Genomic DNA, 26,439 nt, shown 5'->3' on the forward strand with positions numbered 1-26,439 from the left:
AAATGGGAGACGTTATTGATATATATGGTTTATCACCTTTGCAAAAAGGAATACTGTTTCATACTTTATACGATCAAGATGATGAATATTCTTTTTCCTATATTGTACAAGTAGGTTTCTTGCTCGGGGGGCAATTGGATGTTGCTACTTTTGAAAAAGCTTGGGAATATGTTATTCAACGACATGAGGTTCTGCGCTCAGTATTTGTTTGGGAGGAAGTAGAAAAACCTCTACAAGCAGTTTACGAACGTCTTCCTTTTACTATTCATCAAGAGGATTGGAGTACCCATTCGCATGAGGAGAAGGAGAAGAAATTACACCAGTTTTTGACTGCAGATCGTAGCAAAGGATTTTTATTGGATGAAGCACCATTGATGAGAGTCACTGCGATTAAAGAAGCAGAAGGGGAAACGAGAATTATTTGGACACATCATCATATTTTGCTAGATGGATGGAGTGTGTCATTGGTCTTTAGTGAAGTGATGGAAGTTTATCTCAAGATGATAAAGGGAGAATTGTTGAATCTTCCTAAATCTCTTCCTTATAAAAAATATATCCAATGGATAAATAAACAAGATCAAAGTCAAGCAGAGGAATTTTGGAAAGAAGAATTAAAAGGGTTCTATGCACCTACTCCATTAGCAATGGAAAGAAAGGATCAAGGACAAGAGAAGGGTTATGGGGAGTTTGCTTATCAAGTATCTGAGGAACTTACTGAGAATTTACAAGAGTGGGTACGAAATAGTCGATTAACGTTGAATACGTTAGTACAAGGTGCATGGGCTTATTTGATGAGTAGGTATAGCGGTGACAGTGACGTCGTATTTGGCGTAACTAGCGCTGGACGTCCTACTGATTTAATAGGAGCAGAGAATATGGTGGGGCTATTTATTAACACATTACCTACCAGAATTCGATTAACGGATAATACATCAGTAGTAGATTGGCTTCGTAAAATACAAATGAAAGAAATGGAACGAAGACAGTATGAGTATAATTCGTTGATAGATATTCAAGGCTGGAGTGAGGTTCCGCGAAATAGCTCCTTATTTCATACCTTGTATGTGTTTGAAAATTATCCAATTCAAGGTGAGAGAAATGATGATTTAAGATTACTAGATGTTAAAAGCACGGAACAAACAAATTATCCTTTAACACTCATTGTAATGCCCGGTAAGAAAATTACTTTAAAGTTGATGTATGATCGAAGCTATTTTAATGAAGAAACAATAAATCGGATTCAGAATCACTTATTGCAAATATTAATTCAGATGACGAAGAGCCTAGATTCAAAACTATTTGAAATTACTCATTTAACAGAAGAAGAACAGATACAGTTACTAGAGGAATGGAATCATACTCAAGTTAATTATTCGGCTGAAGGCATGATTCATACGATGTTTGAGGAGCAAGTTAAAAAAACACCGGAAGCAATCGCGGCTAGTTACGAAAATGAACAAATTACCTATAAAGAGTTGGAGAAGCGTGCAAATCAGCTAGCTCATTATTTACAAAAGCATGGTGTAGGCCCAGAGTCTCTAGTTGGGGTATATATGGAACGTTCATTACAAATGATGATAGCGTTATTAGGTATTCTAAAATCAGGAGCAGCGTATGTTCCACTTGACCCTACTTATCCAGAGAGTCGACTTCGATATATATTAGAGGATGCTGGAATCGAAGTACTAGTGACGGAAGAGAATTCTAAAAATTTGTTTGTATCTGAAAATATTGAAACGATTTGTATGAATAAAGATTATACTGCAATTGAAAAAGAAGAAACAACCCTATGTATAAGTGGTGTAACAGGAGAAAATTTAGCGTATGTTATGTATACTTCAGGATCTACAGGGAATCCAAAGGGAGTAATGATTGAGCATCATTCAGTAATTAATTATCTAGAATGGATGCAACATAAATATCCGCTCTCTGAAAAGGATGTGGTTTTGCAGAAAACGCCATTCTCATTTGATGTCTCTGTTTGGGAATTGTTTTGGGGCATTCACGTTGGTGCAAGTGTATCTTTCCTACCTCCAGGTGGAGAAAAAGATCCTTCTATTATAGCTGAAGTGATTAAACAACATCAGGTTACTATAGTTCAATTTGTACCTTCGATGTTATCTGTTTTCTTAGATCACTTCAATCATATTGAAATGAACATGAATTGTTCGTCCGTACGCCATGTATTTTCTGGTGGAGAAGAACTAAGTTCAGGGTTAGTTAGACGATTTCAACAGAAATGGAATTATAGTGGACAAGTGAAATTAACCAACTTTTATGGACCAACTGAAGCCACTATTTATGTGAATGCATTTGATATTCAGCCTAATCAAGAATTTGTTTCTATTGGGCAGCCAATACAGAACACGCAATTATATGTATTAGACCAAAATCAACGCTTGCAATCAATAGGAACTGAGGGTGAGTTATATATTGGTGGTGCTGGTTTAGCGCGTGGATACTTAAATCGTCAGAATCTTACTACTGAAAAATTCATTTCGCACCCATTTCGATTGGGGGAACGACTATATCGAACAGGAGATTCAGTAAGATATCTAACTGATGGAAATATAGAATTTATAGGTAGAATGGATCATCAAGTCAAAATGCGTGGTTTTAGGATTGAATTAGGAGAAATTGAAGCCACTTTAGAAAAATGTTCGTTTATTAAAGAGGCTGTCGTATTAGTTAGAGAAGACCGTCCAGGTGATCAACGATTGGTTGCATATGTAATAAGCGATGGAAATACCGAGGAGTGGAGAGAGTATTTACAAAACCAATTACCGAATCATATGATTCCAGCGCACTTTATAGAGTTAGAACACTTCCCACTTACTCCGAATGGGAAAATTGACCGAAAGGCCTTGCCAGCACCTGATGAGCAAGCTATTGAAGATTTAAATGTGCTACCTCGGACGCCATCGGAAGAGCTTATTGCCTCGGTTTGGAGCCAAGTGTTAGGAACAGAAAATATTGGTATTCAAGATTCCTTCTTTGAACGTGGTGGGCACTCACTACTTGCTACTCAAATTGTCTCTCGATTGCAAGAACTGTTCCAAATTAAAATTCCATTACGTGAACTTTTCAAGCACGATACAGTGGAAGCATTGGCGAAACGGGTGGATCAGTTACGAAAAGAAGATAAAAAACGAGAGGTTGCTCCCCTTGTACCTATGAAACGAGAAGAAATTATCCCACTTTCCTATGCGCAGAAACGTCTATGGTTTATTGATCAATTAATGCCAAATAGTGCTATGTACAATATTCATGCAGCGTGTCGCTTAACAGGTGAATGGTCAATTGAAGCATTGGAGGCCGGATGGAATCAATTGTTGGAGCGTCATGAATCATTAAGGACGATAATTCTAGAACAAGAGGGTGAACCTTTTCAACAAGTTCAATCTCATGTATTCAGACATATTCCTCAAACGAATCTAACAGGTCTCTCTTTGGAAGATAGGGAAAGAGAAATGAAACGGCTCATTCAAAACGAAGCTGAGGAACCATTTCATTTTGGACAAGATCCTCTGATTCGAACACGAATATTGAAAGTGGACAGGGAAGAATGGATTCTCATTTGTACGATGCATCATATTATTTCAGATGGATGGTCAATGGGAATCTTACTTGAAGAATGGATGGCTTTTTATGAAGGAGCATTAAGCGGAAAACCGGCGGAATTGAAGGAATTATCTATCCAATATGCAGATTTTGTCATGTGGCAGAAGGAATGGCAAAAAGAAGAAAATTTGAATCAGCACCTTCAATATTGGAAGGAAGAATTATCTGGGGAACTACCGGTTTTACAATTACCGATGGATCGTCCTCGACCTGCAGTTCAAACCCATCGTGGTGCAAGTCAGTCCTTAATAGTGGCGAATTCCCTACAGGAAAAGCTCAAAGATTTAAGTCTGCAAGAAGGATGCACTTTATTTATGACATTGATGGCAGCGTATCAAAGCTTCCTTTCTCGTTATACAGGACAGGATGACATCTTGGTTGGAAGCCCAATCGCTAATCGAAATGTGAAAGAGATTGAGGGATTAATAGGTTTCTTTGCAAATACGTTGGTTTATCGAGCTGATTTCAGTGAAAATCCGTCGTTCCAAGAACTTTTGTCGCAGGTAAGAAAAAAAGCACTAAAAGCATACGAGTATCAGGACATCCCATTTGAGAAAGTGGTAGAATCCGTAAAGCCGGAACGGAATACAAGTCATTCACCAATATTCCAAACTATGTTTACTTTACAGAATGCGAAGCAAGAATTTCCTCAGCTATCTGAAAGACAAATGGAACTCATGGAAAGCCATGCTTCTGTAGCGAAATTTGATTTGAGTTTATTTGTTACTGAGACGGAAGAAGGATTATCACTAACCTTTGAATACAATACTGATTTGTTTGATGATACAACCATTGAACGTATGGCAAGTCATTTTGAGCATTGGTTAAATCAAATTGTCTCTCATCCAAAAGGTGTATTATCAGAACTGAATATGTTATCGAAAGTAGAATATAAGCAACTACTAGAGGAATGGAATAAATCGCGTGTTATAGATATGGAAGAAAGTACGATTCATACAATGTTTGAAGAACAGGTGAAAAAAACACCAGAAGCAATTGCAGTAGTGTGCGAAGATGAAGAACTAACATATCGAGAGTTGGACGAACGCTCGAATCAGTTGGCACATTATTTACAAAAAAATGGTGTAACATGCGAATCATTAGTTGGGATTTGCGTTACACGTTCATCTGAGATGATTGTCGGTCTCTTAGGAATTATGAAGGCGGGAGGAGCATATGTCCCAATTGATCCAGCGTATCCGGAAAGTCGACTACAGTACATTTTAGAAGATGCTCAAATAAAGGTACTGGTGACACAGGAAAAGTTACAACAAAAAATGGTTATACCTAAACTCGTCAACGTGATTTGTATTGATAGTAATCGAGCAGAAATAGAACAAGAAGTAACTACGGTATGTACGAGTGAAGTGACGGGCGATAACTTAGCCTATATTATCTATACTTCAGGTTCCACTGGAAATCCAAAGGGAGTAATGATTGAGCACAGGAATACAGTAACAATGATTCATTGGGCGCATCATACGTATTCCCGAAAGGAATTAGCGGGAGTGTTAGCTTCAACTTCGCTATCTTTTGATTTATCCGTTTTTGAAGTATTTGTTCCCTTAACGATGGGTGGTAAGGTGATTGTCACTGAAAATGCTCTACATCTAGAGAAGTTGTCTACCAAAGGTGTAACTTTGGTTAATACTGTACCATCGGCAGCGAAGGAACTGGTTCGAGCAAAAACAATCCCTTCTTCGGTAAAGGTGATGAATTTGGCTGGAGAACCATTGCCATATTCGCTTGTTCAAGATTTATACGAGAGAAGTACGATTGAAAAGGTGTACAACCTATATGGACCGTCCGAAGATACTACGTATTCCACGTATATGGAATTAGAAAAGTGTGACATGCATAGGGTACCACCAATTGGTAAACCAATATTCAATACAGAAGTATATGTACTGAGTGCCGAACAAAAAATGGTTCCAATTGGTGTAGTTGGTGAGCTATACATTGGTGGATCAGGGTTAGCGCGTGGATATTTAAACCGCCCTGACTTAACGCAAGATCGTTTTATACCGCATCCGTTTAAAGAAGGAGAGCGAGTATACCGGACTGGAGATCTAGTAAGGTATTTACCAGATGGAAATTTGGAGTATGTTGGACGAATCGATCATCAAGTGAAAATTCGTGGGTTCCGGATTGAACTAGGAGAAATTGAAGCGACATTACAAAGGCATACACTAGTTAACGAAGTTATTGTGATGGTGCAGGAAGATTATCCTGGCGATCCGCGTTTGATCGCCTATGTTGTAGGAGACGGGGATGCTCAAAAGTGGCGTGATTATCTCAAGGATCAACTACCAAATTATATGATTCCAGCCTATTTTGTTGGATTAAATGCATTTCCACTCACTCCTAATGGGAAAATTGATAGGAAGGCCTTACCAGCACCAGAGAGACAGGAGATAGCAAGTTGTTATATTGCTCCTCGTACGTCTACGGAAAAAACAATCGTTTCGATATGGCATGAAGTTTTAGGTATGGAAAACATCGGAATTCAAGATTCATTTTTTGAAATTGGTGGCCATTCACTACTTGCTACGCAAGCTGTTTCCAATCTTAAAGAGGCTTTTGGAATCGAGATACCATTGCATGATTTATTTATGTTTCATACGGTGCAGCAATTGGCAGAACAGATTGATCAATTGCTCGATAACAAAAATCAAGAAATGCAGAATGATAGTAAGGAGAATGTAAGTCTTCAAGACTATGTTCAAAAAGAAGCAGAAGTGAGTAATGATGAAGAATTATTGGAACTACTTAAGCAATTAGAGGAGCTATCAGAGGAAGAAGCACAAGGGATATTCGAGAGTAATTTGATTGAGGAAGGGGTAAAAAAATGAGAAGTGATTTACTTGCAAAGCTGAGTTCACTTTCTCCTGAGAAGAGAGCATGGCTTCAGAAGCAAATGCAAAAAAAGGAGAATAAAGAAGCACTCCCGTTGTCTTATGCACAACAACGCTTGTGGTTTATGGACAGATTTAATCCAAACAGTTCTTTATATAATATTCCAACGGTATGGCATCTAAAAGGAAATTGGATACCTGAAGCATTAGAAAAGGGATTCAATCGACTCATTGAACGCCATGAATCATTACGAACTGTTTTTAAAGAAGTAGGAGAACAACCTGTGCAACAAATTGTCGAATTCCTTCCTAGAGCATTACCTGTAAGATATTACTCTCAACTTCCTCTAGAAGTAAAAGAAAAAGAGGTAGATAGTTTAATTGCGAGAGAAGCGCAAGAACCATTTGATTTAATGAATGGTCCTTTAATTCGTAATCAGCTTGTTCAATTAGAGAAGGATGAATGGTTATTACTGTGTACGATGCATCATATTATTTCTGATGCTTGGTCCATTGGTATATTCATGAATGAATTACTTGCTTTCTATGAAGAAGAAACGGGCGGAAATCATGCTAAATTAAGTTCACTATCCATTCAATATGCAGACTTTGCGAAGTGGCAAAAGGAGTGGTTGCAAGGTGATGTGCTAAATCGTCAGCTTACGTATTGGCAGGAAGAATTGTCTGGTGAACTTCCTATCTTACAACTGCCAGTGGATCGACCTCGACCGGTTAAACAGACTTACTCTGGGGCTACGCATCATGTAATTTTTCCTTATAAATTGCTCAGTCAATTGAAGGATATAAGTCGACAAGAAGGATCTACTTTATTTATGACTTTAATGGCCGCATACCAGAGCTTTCTTGCTCGTTATACGGGACAAAAAGATATTCTAGTTGGTAGTCCGATTGCAAATCGAAACCATAAGGGAGTAGAAGGATTAATTGGTTTCTTTGTTAATACGTTGGTTTACCGATCAGATTTGAGTGGCACCCCTACTTTTCGAGAGATTTTGAACCAAACAAAGAAAAAGGCGTTAAAAGCTTACGAATATCAAGATATACCATTTGAAAAAGTGGTAGAAGCTGTGCAACCTGAACGAAGCATGAGTCATTCCCCTATATTTCAGACCATGTTTACGCTACAGAATATAAAACAAGAACGACTAGATTTGCCTGATAGAAGTATTGAAATGGTAGAAAGTAATATGTCTATTGCTAAATTTGATTTGAGCTTAACTGCCTATGAAGTGGAAGAAGGTCTATTCGTCTCATTTGAATACAACACGGATTTATTTGATAGTAGTACCATTGCACGTATGGCAGGACATTTTGAGAACTGGCTAAATGAAATCACGTATCATCCAGATGAATCATATACAAAGCTGTCAATGTTATCGGATAATGAGCAAAAACAACTCCTAGAAGAATGGAATGATACGGACGTAGTTTATGGTCATGATTGTATGATTCATGAGCTATTTGAGCAGCAAGTTGCACGGACACCTGATGCAGTGGCGGTAGTTTATGAGGGTGGAAAGCTAACGTATCAAGAACTTAATGAAAAATCGAATCAATTGGCACATTTTATACAAAAACGAGGTATCGGACCTGAATCATTGGTCGGTATATGTATTGAACGTTCTCCTGATATGATTATCGGTCTCTTTGGGATTTTGAAGGCAGGTGGGGCTTATGTCCCACTGGACCCAAGTTATCCCGAAAACCGCCTAAGATATATTTTGGAGAATTCACAAATTCAAGTGCTGTTAACAAAAGAAACACTACAGGACTGGTTACCTAAAGATATTCAAGCAATTTGTTTAGACCGGGATCAAGTGATGATTTCTAAAGAGAGTAATTTAGCTCCGGTAAGTGGAGTAACAGCAAATAACTTAGCCTATATCATATACACTTCGGGTTCGACGGGAAATCCAAAGGGGGTAATGATTGAACATCATTCCGTTATCAATCGCCTACAGTGGATGCAGAAAAAATATCCATTGTCCGAGGAGGATACAATCCTACAAAAGACACCGTTTTCGTTCGATGTTTCTGTCTGGGAATTATTTTGGTGGTCATTTGTAGGAGCACGTGTTTGTTTACTTCCACCAGGAGGAGAGAAAGATCCTGCGGTGATTGAGGAGTATATTGAACGATACCGTGTATCCACCATGCACTTTGTTCCGTCGATGTTATCTACTTTCTTAGATTATATGGAACTATATAATTCGAAAAGGGATGTCTCGTCTTTAATTCAAGTTTTTACTAGTGGAGAAGCGTTAAACACTGAGCAGGTTCGCCGGTTTAAGGGGATCTTTTACAATGCTCAGCAAACAAAGTTAATTAACTTGTATGGTCCTACTGAAGCAACTGTGGATGTGACTTATTATGATTGTGATTTAGAAAAAGAACCAATGCTTATTCCGATTGGTCGTCCGATTGATAATACAGAGTTGTATGTGTTAGATCAATATCAACAAGTGGTCCCGATTGGTGTGGCAGGGGAACTTTACCTTGGAGGAGTAGGATTAGCACGTGGCTACTTCAATCGACCGGATTTAACTACTGAACGTTTTATTCCGCATCCTTTTAAGGGCGGGGAACGATTATATCGAACGGGTGACTTGGTGAGATATATGAATGATCGTAACTTGGAATATATTGGAAGAATAGATAACCAAGTTAAAATTAGAGGATTCCGAATTGAATTGGGAGAAATTGAAGCAGCTTTACATGATCACTCATCTGTAAAAGAGGCAGTCGTGTTGGTGAAGGAAGATCGACCAGGAGATAAGCAGTTAGTAGCTTATGTAGTGGGTGAAGGGGATACTGGAGAGTGGCGTGAATATCTCAAGAAGCAATTACCACATTATATGGTTCCGGCATACTTTTTCCAAATTGAAGGTATGCCACTCACTCCAAATGGTAAAGTGAATCGGAAAGCATTATTGGAATTAGAAGAACAGTTCATAAGTGAAGATATTACTTCATCACGAACACCAGTGGAGGAGCTCATCGTTTCCGTTTGGAGCCAAGTGTTAGGAATAAAAAATATTAGTGTTCAGGATTCCTTTTTTGAAATCGGTGGTCATTCACTACTAGCTACTCAAGTAGTGTCACGTTTACAGGGAATTTTTCAAATCGACTTACCAGTACGTGAACTATTTGAATATACAACAGTGGAGTCACTGGCAAAGCGATTAGATCAGTTACGCAAAGGAGATAAAAAACGAGAGATTCCGCCACTAATACCAATGAAACGAGGAGAAGCTATTCCACTATCTTATGCCCAACAACGTTTATGGTTTATTGATCAATTTACACCTAATAGTGCCCTTTACAATATGCCAATGGTATGCCGTCTTACAGGGAATTGGTTACTTGAAGCATTGGAAACGGGATGGAATCAACTAATAGAACGTCATGAATCACTGCGGACGGTCTTTCAAGAAGTGAACGGTCAACCCGTACAGCAAATTGAACCGTATGCTTTTCAATCAATTCCGAAAACGGATTTAACTATGCTTTCTTCTGAAGATCAAGAAGAAGAAGTTAAACGTTTAATTCAACAAGAAACAGAAGTGCCATTTGATTTAACAGAGGGTCCATTAATCAGGACAAGTATTTTGCACGTGGGAGAGGAAGAATGGATACTCCTTTGTACTCTACATCATATCATTTCAGATGGATGGTCAATGGGAATCCTACTTGAAGAATGGATGGCATTTTATGAGAAAGCAACGGATGGAAAGGTAGCGGAACTTGAACCATTACCGGTTCAATATGCCGACTTTGCTCAGTGGCAAAAAGGATGGCTAAAGGAGGAGGTGCTTGATCAACAACTCCAATATTGGAGGGAAGAATTGTCTGGGGAGCTTCCTGTACTCCAACTTCCTGTGGATCGCCCGCGTCCCGCAATACAAACTCATCACGGGTCGACATACACTATGGTTCTGCCAAGCACGCTACATGATAAATTGAATGAACTTAGTCGAAAAGAAGGGGCTACACTCTTCATGACGCTTTTAGCTGCATATCAAAGTTTTCTATCTCGTTATACGGGACAAGAAGATATTCTGGTCGGAAGCCCAATTGCGAATCGGAATTATAGAGAAATTGAAGGACTAATTGGTTTCTTCGTTAACACGCTGGTTTATCGAGCTAATTTGAGTGGTAGACCGACATTTCAAGATGTACTATATCAGGTTCGTCAAAAGGCATTGAAGGCGTATGAATATCAAGATATTCCATTTGAAAAAATTGTAGAAGTTGTGCAACCGGAGCGAAGTACAAGTCATTCGCCAATCTTCCAGACTATGTTCATTTTGCAAAATATGAAACAAGAGTTTCCGGTGTTATCTAGTAGAAGTATTGAAATGATAGAAAGCCATAGTCCAATTGCAAAGTTTGATTTAAGTGTAATGGCAGCTGAGACGGAAGAGGGATTACTTTTTACTTTTGAGTACAATAAGGATTTATTCAATGCTACTACTATTGAACGGATGGCAGGACACTTTGAGAAATGGATATATGAAGTTTCTCATCACCCACAAAATCCGTTGCATGACCTGAGCATGCTATCAGAACCCGAGCGTACTTTGATATTAGAAACATGGAATGACACTGTAATGGAAATGTCTCATCAGGGTCTTATTTGCGACAGATTTGAGGAGCAAGTAGCAAGGCGTCCTGATGCGATTGCGGTAGTTGATCAAACAAAACAATGGACTTATGGTGAACTGGATGCACAAGCAAATCAGTTGGCAAATGTTTTACAGCGAAAGGGCGTAGCCCCAGAGTCAGTGGTGGGAGTTTATCTTCCGAGGTCAGCAGAGCTAATGGCAAGTTTACTAGGCATTTTAAAAGCTGGTGGAGCTTATGTTGTTTTAGACCCGTTGTATCCAAAATCAAGGTTAGAATACATGATTGAAGATGCAGGAATTCAATTTGTAGTGACGGCGGAAGGACAAGAAGGACATTTCGCACACGTCGAAATGGTGAGGTTAGAAGAATTAACGGTGGAAAGCGTAATCGCACCTACACGTCAAATAAATCCAGAGAACTTAGCTTATATTGTCTATACCTCTGGTTCTACAGGAAAACCGAAGGGTGTTATGGTTGAATATCGCTCATTAATGAATATGGTTTCTTGGCATCAAGAAGTTTATCGTATTTCAGCAGAGGATCGTGCGACTCAGATTGCAGGGGTTGCTTTTGATTCGGCTGTCCAGGAGATTTGGCCGTATCTAACTGCTGGTGCAGCACTCTACTTGTCAACAGAGGAACTGAGAATTAATCCAGAAGCACTAAGGGACTGGCTCATTGATTCACGAATAACAGCTAGCTTTGCACCTACGCCTATTCTGGAAAGACTCTTGAAATTATCTTGGCCAGATAAAACGGATCTTCGTTTTATCATTACTGGTGGGGATCAATTAACACAGTATCCATCTAGCGATATTCCTTTTGCGGTAATTAATCAGTATGGTCCATCGGAAAATACCGTTGTTACCACAGATTGTTACGTACCTGTAGGAGTGACAACAGGTACGCCATCGATTGGTCGACCGATTGCGAATACAGAAGTTTATGTATTAGATTCTCATCTTCAGCTAGTACCAATTGGTGTAATTGGAGATCTCTATATTGGAGGGAAGAGTCTTGCACGTGGATATGCTAATCGTCCGGATCTTACAAAGGAAAAATTTATTCCACATCCTTTCAAGTCAGGAGAACGTCTCTATTACACAGGAGACAAAGCAAGTTATCTTTCTGATGGTAATCTCCAGTTCCATGGTCGTATAGATGACCAAGTGAAAATTCGTGGTTTCCGGATTGAATTGGGAGAAATAGAAGCTGTTTTGCAGGCACATTCTTCTGTGAAAGAAGCAGTTGTATTGGTACGAGAGGATAATCAAGGTGACAAGAGATTAGTAGCTTATGTAGTTGGTGAAGGAAGTGTACATGAATGGCGAGAACATCTACAAACACATTTACCAAATTACATGGTTCCAACAAACTTTATTGAGATGGAATTTTTACCACTTACACCGAATGGAAAACTTGATTTGAAGGCATTGCCTATACTTAGTGAACAATCCGTCGAAAATACTGTATACCCACGAACTCCGGTGGAAGAACTTATCGCTTCAGTGTGGAGTCAAGTGCTAGGAATAAAAGAAATTGGTGTTCAGGATTCTTTCTTTGAGCTTGGTGGTCACTCTCTACTTGCTACACAAGTGGTCTCACGCTTACAGGAAGTCTTTCAAATCAAATTACCGGTACGTGAACTGTTCGAATATTCAACGGTCGAGGCATTATCGAAACGAATAGATCAGTTACGTAAGGGGAGCGAAAAACGAGAAATTCCACCATTGGTGCCGATGGAACGCGGAAATAATATTCCACTATCTTATGCCCAACAGCGCTTATGGTTTATTGATCAATTTGCACCTAATAGTGCACTTTATAATATGCCAATGGCATGCCGCCTTACAGGGAATTGGTTACCTGAGGGATTGGAGTTGGGATGGAATCAGTTGATAGAGCGTCACGAATCTTTGCGGACTGTATTTTATGAAGAGGATGGTCATCCTATGCAGCAGATTCAACCGTACGTTTTCCGTCCGCTTCTCCAAATGGATTTAACTAAGCTTTCATTAGAGGAGCGAGAAAGAAAGTTGGAGCAATGGATTCAAACTGAAGTCGAATCTCCATTTGATTTAGAACAAGGGCCATTGTTCCGTGGGAAACTCATAAGAATTTCAGAAGAAGAATGGGTTCTTCTGTGTAATATGCATCATATTATCTCAGATGGATGGTCGATGGAAATCTTACTTCAAGAATGGATGGCATTTTATGAGAATGCGATTGGTGAAAAACAAGCAGAGCTGGAACCACTACCAGTTCAATATGCCGATTTTGCTCAGTGGCAAAGAGAATGGTTGAAAGATGAAGTACTAAATCAACAACTTGCATATTGGAAGGAAGAATTATCTGGTGAGTTACCAGTCTTAATGTTGCCAATGGATCGTCCGCGTCCGCCAGTGCAAACCCATCATGGATTAACTCATAATGTTTTGTTGTCACGCTCATTACTGGATAAATTAAACGAACTAAGTCGTCAAGAAGGGGCCACACTTTTCATGACCTTATTGGCATCGTATCAAAGTTTCCTTGCTCGTTATACGGGACAAACGGATATTATTGTTGGCAGCCCAATTGCAAATCGAAATTATCGAAAAATTGAGGGGCTGATTGGTTTCTTTGTCAACACCTTGGTTTATCGAGCTGATTTAAGTAATGCACCGGCATTTCAAGAGTTGTTATCTCAAGTACGGATAAAAGCATTGAAGGCGTATGAGTATCAAGATGTTCCGTTTGAGAAAATTGTAGAGCTTATCCAACCTGAACGAAATACAAGCCATTCTCCGATTTTCCAAACCATGTTTACATTGCAAAATACGGGACAGAAGCTACCAGAACTACATGGAAGAAATATAGAAGTAATGGAAAGTAATGCTCCAATCGCTAAGTTTGATTTAAGTTTAACAGCTGCAGAAGTGGAAGAGGGTTTATTACTTACTTTTGTTTATAGAACTGATTTATTTGACAGCTTAACTATTGAATCCATTGCTGAACATTTTGGGAACTGGTTGAATGTAATCGTGGAGAATCCTGATAAATCATTAGCTAAGTTGCCTATATTATCAGGATTACAGCAAAAACAGTTGGAAGAGTGGAATAATAATGCTGTAGCATATCTACGGGAAAGTACGATTCATCAGTTGTTTGAAGAGCAAGTAAATCGTACACCTGATGCGGTAGCAGTGGTAGATGAAAAACAGCAGTTAACATATCGAGAGCTGAATGAAAAAGCTAATCAATTGGCCCACTATCTTCTGCAATGTGGGATTGGGACTGAATCATTAGTTGGAATTTGCTTTGAGCGTTCAGTTGAGATGATTGTTAGTATTATGGGGATCTGGAAGGCTGGAGCAGCATATGTTCCATTAGACCCATCATATCCAGAAAGTCGCATACGATATATTTTGGAGGACACTGAAATTCAAGTATTAGTTACGAATGAGTCATTAGAAGGTTGGATACCCAAAGAAGTCAAGGCAGTTTGTCTAGATAGGGATCAGGCAATGATTTCAAAAGAAAGCATTCTTTCACCAAAATGTGAAGTAACAGGAGAAAACCTAGCGTATGTTATCTATACTTCGGGATCGACGGGGAACCCAAAGGGTGTCTTGATACAGCATCATTCTGTAATAAACTTGTCGCATGGTTTACAAAAAGAGGTTTTCGAACATGAGATACCATCTAACATGCATGTCGGTTTAAATGCTTCAATTGCCTTTGATGCATCTATTCAGCAATTACAAATGTTGATTTATGGTTCAAGTTTGTATATTATTCCAAGCGAAGTACGAAGTGATCCGGAGCAGTTTGTAGCTTATATTAGGGAGAACAAGTTAGAAATCTTTGATATAACACCTTCATTGCTTCAATTACTTATAGATGTCGGATTGTTAGAAACGTGCGATGGCGTTCATGTTCCAAGTAAGGTACTGGTTGGTGGTGAAGCAATTATGCCGTCATTATGGGAACAGCTAGTAGAGACTGATAAAATCCAGTTTTATAATGTATATGGTCCTACAGAATGTACGGTTGATGCAACATGCTATCATATCAAAAAAGATAGTAGGAGAGTAACAATTGGGCGTCCATTGCCTAACATCCAAACTTATGTATTAGATAGAAATAGGTTGCCAGTTCCAGTTGGTGTGATGGGGGAACTTTATATCGGAGGAGCAGGTCTAGCAAGGGGGTACTTGAATCGTCCAGAGTTAACATCCGAACGATTTATTTCTCATCCATTCAAAGAAGGCGAGAGGTTATATAGAACAGGTGATCTTGTGAGATATCTTCCTGATGGTAATATAGACTACTTAGGAAGAATGGATAATCAAGTGAAGATTAGAGGATTTCGAATTGAACTTGGAGAGATTGAGTCGACTTTACAAGAGCATGACTTGGTAAAAGAGGCAGTTGTAATGGTTAGGGAAAATCAGTCGGGAGATAAGAGGCTGGTAGCTTATGTAGTGGGCGAAGGCAGTTTAGAAGAATGGCGAGAGTATCTTAAAACAAAACTGCCAATCCATATGATACCTTCCTACTTTGTCGAAATGAAAGAATTACCGCTAACCATAAATGGAAAGATTGATCGGAAATCGTTACCTATACCAGATTATCAAGGAACACAAGAAGGATACGTGGCCTCAAGAAATGAACGTGAACATAAGCTTTCTATCATTTGGGAACGTGTGCTAGGTTCAAAACGTATTGGTATGAATGATAACTTCTTTGAAATTGGTGGAGATTCAATTCTTAGCATTCAGATTGTCGCGCGCGCGAAGCAAGCTGGTTTACAATTGACACCAAAACAAATATTTGAACACCAAACGATTGCTGAGTTGGCGCAAGTAGTCAAAGAAGAACAAGGTGTACAAGCTGAACAGGGAATTATAACTGGAGAGACGATACTTACACCTATTCAGCAAAGGTTTTTTGCACAAAATCATCCTAACCCACATCATTGGAATCAATCCATGTTCTTTAGAACGAAAGAGAAATTGGACATAGGATCACTGGAAAAGGCGGCAGGTAACCTTCTACTTCATCATGATGCTCTGCGTTTAAGATATGAACGTTTACCTAATGGGGTTTGGAAACAGTGGAATGAAGGAATAGAAGAACAATTGATGCTTACTGTCATTTCATTAGACGAAGTGCCGGAAGCGGATTGGCATCAGGTTATTCAAAAAGAGATTAATGTTGCACAAGAAAGTTTGAATTTACATGATGGTCCGCTAATGAGAATGGTGTATTTTGATGAAGGTGAGCACGCTGGCCGATTATTTTGGACAATTCATCATTTAGCCGTGGATGGTGTTTCTTGGCGAATTTTATTGGAAGATTTGCAAACAGCATATACGCAAGTAGTCCAAGGGCAGAAAATTCAATTACCTATGAAGAGTACATCTTTTAAAGAATGGTCGGAGAAATTACATCATTACGCTGAAACTGGACTATCAAAAGAAGTGCTACATTACTGGGAGGAGCAGGCTGAACAAGACGTAGTTAAATTGCCGGTAGATGGTACTATAAGTAATCCAGTAAGCGCAGTAACTGAGGAAATTACTGTGGTGTTAAATGAGAATGAGACCCGTATGTTATTGCAAGAGACTTTAAGCACTCACCATGTCCAAATCAATGAAGTATTATTAGCAGCATTAGTACAAGCTATGGCAGCATGTACGGGGCAGCCGATATTGAGCGTAGATTTAGAGGGACATGGTCGAGAAGAGATTATTGAAGATGTTGATTTATCGAGAACTGTGGGATGGTTTACAAGTATTTACCCAGTTCATTTAAATATTACTAGTGCTCATACGCCAATTGCAGCATTAAAAACAGTTAAAGAACAAGTTCGCAAAATTCCTAATAAGGGTGTTGATTATGGGGTGTTGCGTTACATGAACGCAACAATGTGTGAGCAATTAAGCTCCCAATATACACCGTCTATTAGTTTTAACTATCTTGGACAATTTGACCAAATGTTTTCTAGCGATGCAATGTTTATTCCGGAGAATGAATTTAAGCGTTTAGATCATGCTGCCGGTTCCAAGCGATCGCATGTAATTGATGTAATTGGGGTTGTAACGGATGGAAAACTTCAGTTCACTTGGGTATACAATGTTGGACAATTTGCCAAATCAACGATTCAAAGTATTGCACAGAATATGCTATATCAACTGAGTACATTGATTCAATTTTCAGATAGAGAATCTGCACTGACCATTTCGGATTTTGCAATGACTAATCTTAGCCAAGAAGGTTTGACAAATGTACTAAACAAAATGCATCGCGGAAAGAACAATCAGATTACTGATTTATATCCACTATCACCTTTGCAAGAAGGTATGATTTTCCACACATTGCATGACCAAGGGGATGAACATGTTGCACCGTATATAGTGCAATTGAGTTTTATGATTCGAGGAAAAATGAATATTCCTACATTTGAGCAGGCGTGGAAATCTGTAATTCAGCGGCATGAAATTTTTCGTACAGCATTTGTATGGGACGAAATTGAAGAACCTGTACAAGTGGTGTATGAAAATATCCCATTTAAAGTGAACAAAGAAGACTGGCGTACAATGACAAGTGAAGAGATAGAGGAAAAAAGAAAAGTCTTTTTGGCATTAGATCGAAAACAAGCCTTCCAATTTGATGAAGCACCATTGATGCGGGTAACAGTCATTCAAGAAGGTGAGGAAGAATATCGGATTGTTTGGACCCATCACCATATTTTACTGGATGGATGGAGTTTACCATTAGTATTTAATGAATTACTTACAGTCTATCAGAAGAGAATGAATGGAGAAGCTGTGAAATTACCTAAGTCCTCACCATATAAGAAATATATCCAATGGTTAAGAGAGCAAGATAAGGAGCAGGCGGAACAATTCTGGAGAGAGAAGCTAAAAGGTTTTACTGCGCCAACTTTGCTGGGCTTAGAAAGTAAAGAGGAAGAAAAAGGTTACACAGAGAAGGTTACGTATTTATCAGAAGAGCAGACTCAAGCGTTACAAGGATGGGCGAAACGCAATAAACTTACTTTGAGTACAGTAATTCAAGGTGCATGGGCATATCTCATGAGCCGATATAGTGGAGAAAATGACATTGTTTTTGGTGTAACAAGCTCAGGGCGTTCTACGGAGATTATTGATGTTGAAAACATCGTAGGTCCTTTCATTACAACGTCACCGACGCGAATTCAATTGATGGATGATATAAAATTAATAGATTGGTTGCAGAAGATACAAGAGGAAGAGATAGAAAGAAGACAATATGAGTATGCTTCTTTGACAGAGATTCAGGGGTGGAGTGAAGTTCCTAGAGGAATACCGCTGTTCAATAGTTTATATGTGTTTGAAAATTATCCAGTGAAAGAGGAGTCTTCAGAAAATCTGAAAATTGGTGAATTGGAAGGGGTAGAACAAACCCACTACCCATTAGGGTTAGCTGTAGTTCCAGGAATCCAGTTAGCGTTAAAGTTAATGTATGACCGTAGTAAGTTTAATAGAGTAACCATTGAACGAATGCTGGGTCATTTACACCAAGTGTTAATGCAAATGCTCAAAAACATTGATCAAAATCTATCGGAGCTAGTATATATTACGGAAGCTGAACAAAGAAAGCTATTGGAAGAATGGAATAATAATACTATATCCTATCCACGTGAGAATGCAATCCATCAACTATTCGAAGAGCAAGTAAATCGTACGCCTGACGCGTTGGCAGTGGTAGATGAAAAACAGCAACTAACATATCGAGAGCTGAATGAAAGAGCTAATCAATTAGCCCATCATTTACAGAAATGTGGAATTGGGACAAAGTCATTAGTTGGCCTTTGCTTTGAGCGTTCAGTTGAGATGGTTGTTGGTCTCATGGGAATTTGGAAGGCTGGAGCAGCCTATGTTCCATTAGATCCATCGAATCCGGAAAGCCGCCTACAATATATTTTAGAAGACACAGGAATTAAAGTGTTAGTTACAAATGAAGTATTACTAGGCTGGATACCTAAAGACATCAAGACAGTTTGCCTAGATAGGGACCAAGCAATGCTTTCTCAAGAAAGCAAACTTTCACCAATATGTGAGGTAACAGGGGAAAACTTAGCGTATGTTATCTATACTTCTGGTTCGACAGGGAATCCAAAGGGGGCTTTAGTACAGCACAATTGTGTAATAAACCTATCCTATGGTTTACAAAAAGAAGTTTTCTCACATGAGATACCTAATAATATGCGCGTCGGTTTGAATGCGTCAATTGCCTTTGATGTATCTATTCAGCAATTACAAATGTTGCTTTATGGTTCAAGTTTATATATTATCCCAAGTGAAGTTCGCACTAATCCGGAACAATTTGTGTCCTATATTAGGGAGAATAAATTGGAAATGTTTGATATGACACCTTCATTACTTCAATTACTAATAGATGGAGGATTGCTAGAAATAAGTGCTGATGTTCATGTACCAAGTAAGATATTAGTCGGTGGTGAAGCAATTATGCCGTCATTATGGGAACAGCTAGTAGAGACTGAAAAAATTGATTTTTATAACGTATACGGTCCTACAGAATGTACGGTTGATGCAACGTGTTATCATATCCAAACAGATAGTAAGAGAATAACAATTGGGCGCCCATTGCCAAACGTTCAAACTTATGTATTGGATAAAAATTTGTTACCTGTCCCAGTTGGTGTAACAGGTGAGCTATATATTGGTGGTGCAGGTATAGCGAGAGGATACTTGAATCGTCCAGAATTAACAGCAGAGAGATTCATCCGTCATCCATTTAATGAAGAAGAGCGTTTATATCGTACGGGAGATTTGGTTCGTTATTTACCTGATGGTAATTTAGATTACTTGAGAAGAATTGATAATCAAGTGAAAATTAGGGGCTTTCGTATTGAACTTGAAGAGATTGAAGCGAATCTAGAGAGGCATCCATTGGTAAAAGAGGCAGTAGTTTTGGTAACAGAGGATAAATTAGGAGAGCAGAGATTGGTTGCTTATGTAGTTGGAGATGGTAGTATGCATGATTGGCGTGAATATCTCAAGACACAAGTACCGAATTATATGGTTCCCGCACACTTTATTAAGGTAGACGAGATTCCTCTTACAATGAATGGAAAAGTTGATCGAAAGGCATTGAACAATTTAACTATTCTAAGAGAAAATAACGTTTCTACACCAATCATTCCAAGGGATGAAATTGAATATCAGTTGATTAAAATCTGGCAGGATGTGTTACAGATAGAAGATGTCTATGTAAATGATGATTTCTTTAATAGAGGAGGACACTCTCTCCTTGTAATTAAATTAGTTTCAAAAATTAAGGAGAAGTTTGGAAAAGAGATTAAGGTGTCTACATTGATTAAGAATCCAACAGTGGAAGGAATCGCATGCCTTATTCGTGATAAGCATGATATGACGAAATCTGTAGCAGCGCTAGTTCCACTACAAGAATCAGAGAAAAGACCTTTCTTCTGCGTTCATCCGTTTATGGGGAATGTATTCTGTTACATTCAACTAGCAAGATTGCTTAAGAACCATTGTTCATTTTATGGTTTACAGAATCCTCTTATAGAAAAGAAAGAAATTGACGAGTTAACTTTGCCGGAAGTAATTCAACTTTACATCGAAGAAATAAAACGTGTTCAGCCAGAAGGTCCATATCGTCTTGGAGGATGGTCTTTAGGCGGTGCAATTGCTTATAAAATCGCAACTGTACTAAAGAATCAAGGTGAGGAAGTTCAGTTGTTGATACTAATGGATACTAAAGTACCTTCAGAGCAGGACTATAAAACAACGGAGGATATGCTCTCATATATATATGAGCATTTCATTCCTAGAGATTTTACTGAGCAGGGGGAAGGCCTCTTCCATGAACAAGATATGCTTGTAGAGCGATTAATTATGGAGGGAGTACTCCCGCCTGATGCAGATCTTATGAATTTGAAGCAAGTTATCAATCCTCATAGGAAATGTCTGAACTTAATGGCAGAGCATGATTTAATACCATACTCTGGAGAAGTTCTCTACTTTAGTGCTGAGGAAGGAAAAGAGTTGTTTACAGATTGGGGACCTTTATTAAAAGGTAGAGTAAATAGGTATTCAGTCCCTGGATCACATGAGGAAATAGTAGACTTCCCCGCAGTTGAAAAGATAGCTAAGTACCTATTAAATGAATTTGAAGGGATAAAAGAAACATCCCTTTCATTAACTGAAAAGTAGAGAGTGCAAAAGATGCAACGCTATGAACGAAAAGGACAGCCCAATACCTGCATATCAAGTGTAGGGAATAATGAATATATTAAGAGCATTACTTTTTAAGGGGATAATGTAAAAAGCAATTGGTAGAGACATAGAAATCTTTGTAATAGAAGCGAATGTCTGATGATATTACTGAGGGAAGGTGCATATTTTTATTGATATGTAAATATGCACCTTTTCTATTGTATATGCAATTTAATAAAGTTAATTTGAGTTTCTGTAACGTTCATATATGAAGTAATTCTTTAAAAAAGGAAGTGATTTATTATACAAATTCAAGCTGTGAAAATACCAAAGAATATTGAAAGTCATTTGTTTAAGCAACTTAGTAACTTGGTTTCAAATGAGAAGAAAGAACGAATGAAGCGTTTATTAAATTCATGCGACGTTAATAGGACCCTGATAGGGGATTTACTAATCCGATCTCTAATCTGCCAAAAGTATAAAATTAATAATGAAGAAATTAGATTTAAATATAATGAGTATGGAAAACCTTTTGTTGAAAATTTTTCTGACTTTCATTTTAATCTGTCACATTCAGGAGAATGGGTGGTTTGTACTACTGCTAATTTTAATGTGGGTATTGATATAGAAAAAGTTTCAGAAATAGAGGCTCTTAAATTAGCACATGAATTTTTTTCAGCGGATGAATTTTATGATATATCTAATATGAATTCTGATGAACAAATTAATTGTTTTTTTGATTTATGGACATTAAAAGAAAGCTATATAAAAACGATTGGAAAAGGGCTTTATACCCCATTAAATTCATTCTCTATAAAAAAAGAATCACGAACTTTAATTTCATACAAGAATATACCTAAAAACTTTTACTTTAAACAATATAACATTGATCCAAATTATAAGTTATCTGCTTGTGCAACAAGGGATGAATTTCCGCAAGAGATAATAATTAAAGACATTTATGCAATTTTCCAAAATATATACAAATTTGAAAGTAAGGAGAAAATCAATGCAGAAGACTAAACTTTTTTGCTTTCCACATGCTGGGGGATCTGCTTTTAGTTACGCAAAATGGAAAAATCACTTTAATCCATATATTGAGGTAGTCCCGGTAGAGTTAGCTGGTAGAGGATATAGAATTGAAGAAAATTTGTACGGAAGTATGGAAGAAGCGGTAAATGATGTCTATAATAATATCGTTATGCAGATAGATGATTCGCCCTACATTCTATTCGGGCATAGCATGGGAAGTTTGATCGCCTATGAAGTAGCCAGAAAAATAAAAGATTCTAAAAACGTATCGCCTGAATTTCTTGTTTTGTCCGGTAGAAATCATCCAAATAGTAAAATAAAAAATATCCGACATAATCTTTCTAATGAGCAATTTAAAAGAGAAGTTATTGCAATGGGAGGTACACCATCTGGGGTACTGCAATCAGAAGAATTAATGGAGATCTTTCTCCCTATTCTAAGAGCAGATTTTAAAATCGTTGAGACGTATATTCATGACAAAAATACACAGCCATGTAATATTGATTTTCTTATATTTAATGGGGAAAATGATGAATTTACTACATATGATCAAGTAATAAAATGGGAACGATACACAAGTAAAACGTGTACTTTTCATTCTTTTGAAGGTAATCATTTCTTTCTAAATGAAAATATTGAAGAAATAGCAAAGAGTATTATAGGAAAGTTAGATTCTAAAAGATTATCGACTAGTTTTTAGGATTTTTCAAAGTATGCTCATGCCTAAGAAACAAAAATATTAATGATGAAAAATACAGGCATTGCTGAAATTTTATTGAATATATGCATAGAAGCCTAAACGAACTGTTTAAATGCAGAAACTCTAAGCAAAATGTATATGAATTGACTTTAGTTTAAGCTTACCTATAATACCATCTAGATTCTTTATTATACTTAATACAAAGTACATAACAGTTAGGGATGCAATATGTGAAGTAAAAAGGCCGACTCTTATAATTATGAGTGGGCCTTTTGGTTTTATGGATATCAAATTAGTGAGCAACATTTCAAAGGGTATCTTGTGATATAACTAAGTAGAATTTTTTAAACAAGGGGATGATGAGATGAATAAATTGAAGGGGAAAATTGCATTAGTAACAGGGGCTAGTAGAGGGATAGGCCGAAGTATTGCCTTACATTTGGCACAGGCTGGTGCGTTAGTCGTTGTTCACTATAGTAAAAGAAAAGAAGAAGCAGAAAGTGTAGTGGATCAAATTAAACAAGATGGCGGTTCCGCGTTTGCGATTAGTGCAGACTTAAGTACTTTTAATGGCATTAATAAATTGTATGCAATGATGGTCAATCTCTTCAAAAATATATAGGTGATACTACATTTGATATCCTTGTAAACAACGCTGGGATTGGGCAGGTGTTAACGTTAGAGGAATCTACGTTTTTTTAGTAGGCTCTTTCTAGCTAATGATAAGGTACCAGCAAATAAACTATTTTGTCTAATTGACAAATAAAAAGTTTACATAACGTTTTTCTGGTAAATAATTCTGAGTCAAATAGTGTGATCAATTAAGTTATTTAGTGCGTCTTTCATCATAAATATCTAAAACTACATATTTATGAAATTTTCACACTATATTTAGTCCTAAATCATACGATTTTAATACAAAATACTATAATTTGATTAATAATAGTAGTGAAAAAAATATTAAATATATCTAAGTTTTAAAGCTAATGTTAGAAGCTGGTGTACCGCATTCTTATTTCAATAGCACATATGCAAGTATTAAAGTCCAGAACTCATCTGGTAGCGTTATGTACAATAAGGAAATTATGGGAAATAGACAACAAAATGCTGAAACCCAAACAGTACCTGTAAAAGAGGGAGATTATATAGAATTTACTCATATAGAAGGGGAAGCAGCAAAGGAAAAAACACGCACGACTTTAACTAACCTTGAGAATGGAAAACAGGAACATATCGGGTTACATCTACAGGATTAATTAGACAATAAACGTATAAAAAAGTTGGGGAAATCCCCAACTTTTTTATCATTTTAGTCAAGAAGGTTCCTTCTTCAAGGAATGCGAAGTGAGTAGGTAGAGATAAATTGGCTTCGAATAAGGAATGGCAGGAAGCTTTATCAATAAGTATGCAAATATTTTAAAAACTAATTTTTATACAAAAAGTGTATACTTACGACGAAAAAAAGTTTACCTTAACCAACAATTTTGTTTTTAGTAAATTTAAGGTGCGTAATTAATATGCATTTTTCGAAGGAAATGCATAATTATGTCAAATTATCTTCATTTACATGACTGTGAACGTGGTATAAAAATGAAGCATATCCAAAATTATTAAAGGGGCTGAAAAAATGATTAAAAAACTTATTATTGGTTCTATTGTTTTAGGAACAGCAATAGGAGTAAGTAAACCTACATTTGCTTCAACAAATGATTCTCCATCACAGTTTCAAGATAGGGGAGATGCCCAAGTTCAATCAATACCATCGCAATGGCAGTATTTAGGGCAAACCTCTAGGGAACTTCAAATTAAAACTAAGGATCCAAAAGTGCTTGCTTTTGAATTAGCAAAAGAAGCTCCATTTTACGAAGATGAATTAGTGGATGTGTGTTTTGCAATCTTAAGAGAAAATGTAGATGTAGTATATTGGACAAGTAAGGAATGGGCTAGATTTGAAGTAGGAAATTACGAGTTTAAACATGAAATGAAAATTTATAGAGATAAAGAACGTCAGCAATTAATTACTTCAATAGAATCATAAAAAAAGAAGCTATCTTTAGTAAGATATGCATCCAATAATGTAGACAGGAAAAGAGAGCACATAAAACTGTTGCGATATTGGAAAGTAAACTAAAAAACAAGTATAATTACTTGTTTTTTTAGTTACAGTAATTATTTAAAAGGCTTAGCTTGTATATGGTCACATACATTTATTGGATAACCATAATCCTCTCTATACTATGATTGGGATACAAAAGCTAGAAAGGTATTAATCCATTTATTCTTAAATGGAATTAACATTCCTCCGTCATGGTAGGTTTCGTTATATTTTGAAAAAACACTTCACAAACAATATGTATTACTCTATGGGAACATTATTAAATTTGAACGACATTAACAATGCTTTGTTGATAATTAGCTAAAAAAGTATTGTACGATTAAATGTATTGTGTTACATTTGTGTTACAAGATTGTTACGAAATATTATAATCATTTCTATGTCATTTCCTTTTTGTTTCCTTAATGTTACGAAAGGTATAGATGTTTTATGTGTATAGGAGTGTGTGTAGTAAAGAGTCTGAGTTGAAAATACGTGCACACTTTAAATTTCCTTTCTGTCTGAATGAAGAAGACTACCAACTAATTAAAGGGTTTAAAGTAACAACTTTAAATAAAATGTGCTTCCTTTCCCACACACAATTTAGTACATATTTAAAGTACAGCCTAGTTGCTACACAGACTCTTGTACATATAAACATTAAGGTGAAATAGAGATAAAGATTTATTACATAATAAGCATTACTTAGCTAAACGTAAAAATATTATCTGTGCATTTTTATGAAATGTCTAGATGATATTTTTTGAAGATTTCTTGGATATGTTTATGAATAACAATTGCTAATACTTAATGATTCTCTACTACTAAGATATCTGATAATTTATGTAATCGGATTTATAGGATGTATGTACATTCACTTATATAGGGAAAATGAGGTTTTTCATATGAAGTATAGTTACAAAGTGTTTATATTTATTTGGACAATTATTTTATTGTTTTTTTTACTTTATTATGGTTACAGTACAATTTCCGACAAGGAGCAAATGCCAGTTATAACAATCAAACAATAAAAATAGATACCCGAAAATGTTTAAGAACAGGAACAATTACATGCATAAACAACCTTACGATTTCCATGCATACCCCACGTCATTTGGGCAATAGGGGAAAAGTATTATTATTTGGCATGCGCAATCTTCCATCACTAGTAGAAACGGAAAGTTCCGTATCCCTGCTGAAGGAGGAAGATGTCTACCTGCCAGGGGGGATCTATTCAGCATCTAGAAATATTGGAAT

At 37.2% G+C, this 26,439-nt stretch carries 5 protein-coding genes and 3 pseudogenes; 7 read left to right on the forward strand and 1 reads right to left on the reverse strand.

What is annotated here, in order from left to right; all coding sequences use genetic code 11:
• Window positions 1-2 precede the first annotated feature (2 nt).
• The 7 genes and pseudogenes from GBN91_RS23635 (at window position 3) to GBN91_RS23665 (ending at window position 25,125) form a co-directional block, all read left to right on the forward strand.
• Window positions 3-6,473 carry a non-ribosomal peptide synthetase gene (locus GBN91_RS23635; RefSeq protein WP_152122493.1) on the forward strand — a complete coding sequence of 2,157 codons (6,471 nt, stop codon included), beginning with the start codon at window positions 3-5 and terminating at the stop codon, window positions 6,471-6,473.
• Window positions 6,470-21,352: a non-ribosomal peptide synthetase gene (locus GBN91_RS23640; protein ID WP_152122495.1), complete on the forward strand. Its 14,883-nt coding sequence runs from the start codon at window positions 6,470-6,472 to the stop codon at window positions 21,350-21,352. The genes GBN91_RS23635 and GBN91_RS23640 overlap by 4 nt, the downstream gene beginning before the upstream one ends.
• A gap of 321 nt (window positions 21,353-21,673) precedes the next feature.
• Complete coding sequence (locus GBN91_RS23645; RefSeq protein ID WP_124749710.1) at window positions 21,674-22,378, forward strand: 4'-phosphopantetheinyl transferase family protein; 705 nt, start codon at window positions 21,674-21,676, stop codon at window positions 22,376-22,378.
• Window positions 22,365-23,087, forward strand: a complete 723-nt coding sequence (locus tag GBN91_RS23650) for a thioesterase II family protein (RefSeq protein ID WP_152122497.1) — start codon at window positions 22,365-22,367, stop codon at window positions 23,085-23,087. Before GBN91_RS23645 ends, GBN91_RS23650 begins: the two co-directional genes overlap by 14 nt.
• Before the next feature lie 364 nt (window positions 23,088-23,451).
• Window positions 23,452-23,780: pseudogene (locus GBN91_RS29335) on the forward strand (SDR family NAD(P)-dependent oxidoreductase); the annotation flags it as partial.
• Between the two features lie 284 nt (window positions 23,781-24,064).
• A pseudogene (locus GBN91_RS23660) lies at window positions 24,065-24,354 on the forward strand (putative mucin/carbohydrate-binding domain-containing protein); the annotation flags it as partial.
• A 360-nt stretch (window positions 24,355-24,714) separates the two neighbouring features.
• On the forward strand, window positions 24,715-25,125 hold the full coding sequence (locus GBN91_RS23665; protein WP_006929303.1) for a hypothetical protein: 411 nt from the start codon (window positions 24,715-24,717) through the stop codon (window positions 25,123-25,125).
• A 197-nt stretch (window positions 25,126-25,322) separates the two neighbouring features.
• Here GBN91_RS23665 and GBN91_RS29755 read toward each other — a convergent pair.
• Window positions 25,323-25,409 (reverse strand): annotated as a pseudogene (locus GBN91_RS29755) (DUF2278 domain-containing protein); the annotation flags it as partial.
• Window positions 25,410-26,439 lie beyond the last annotated feature (1,030 nt).

Origin of the sequence: Bacillus sp. B1-WWTP-T-0.5-Post-4 (assembly GCF_009183795.1) — a bacterium.
GTDB lineage: Bacteria > Bacillota > Bacilli > Bacillales > Bacillaceae_G > Bacillus_A > Bacillus_A cereus.

Coding starts and splice junctions, on each gene's coding strand:
- GBN91_RS23650 (WP_152122497.1), top strand. CDS start 22,365: ATGCAGAAGACTAAACTTTTTTGCTTTCCACATGCTGGGGGATCTGCT.
- GBN91_RS23635 (WP_152122493.1), top strand. CDS start 3: ATGGGAGACGTTATTGATATATATGGTTTATCACCTTTGCAAAAAGGA.
- GBN91_RS23665 (WP_006929303.1), top strand. CDS start 24,715: ATGATTAAAAAACTTATTATTGGTTCTATTGTTTTAGGAACAGCAATA.
- GBN91_RS23640 (WP_152122495.1), top strand. CDS start 6,470: ATGAGAAGTGATTTACTTGCAAAGCTGAGTTCACTTTCTCCTGAGAAG.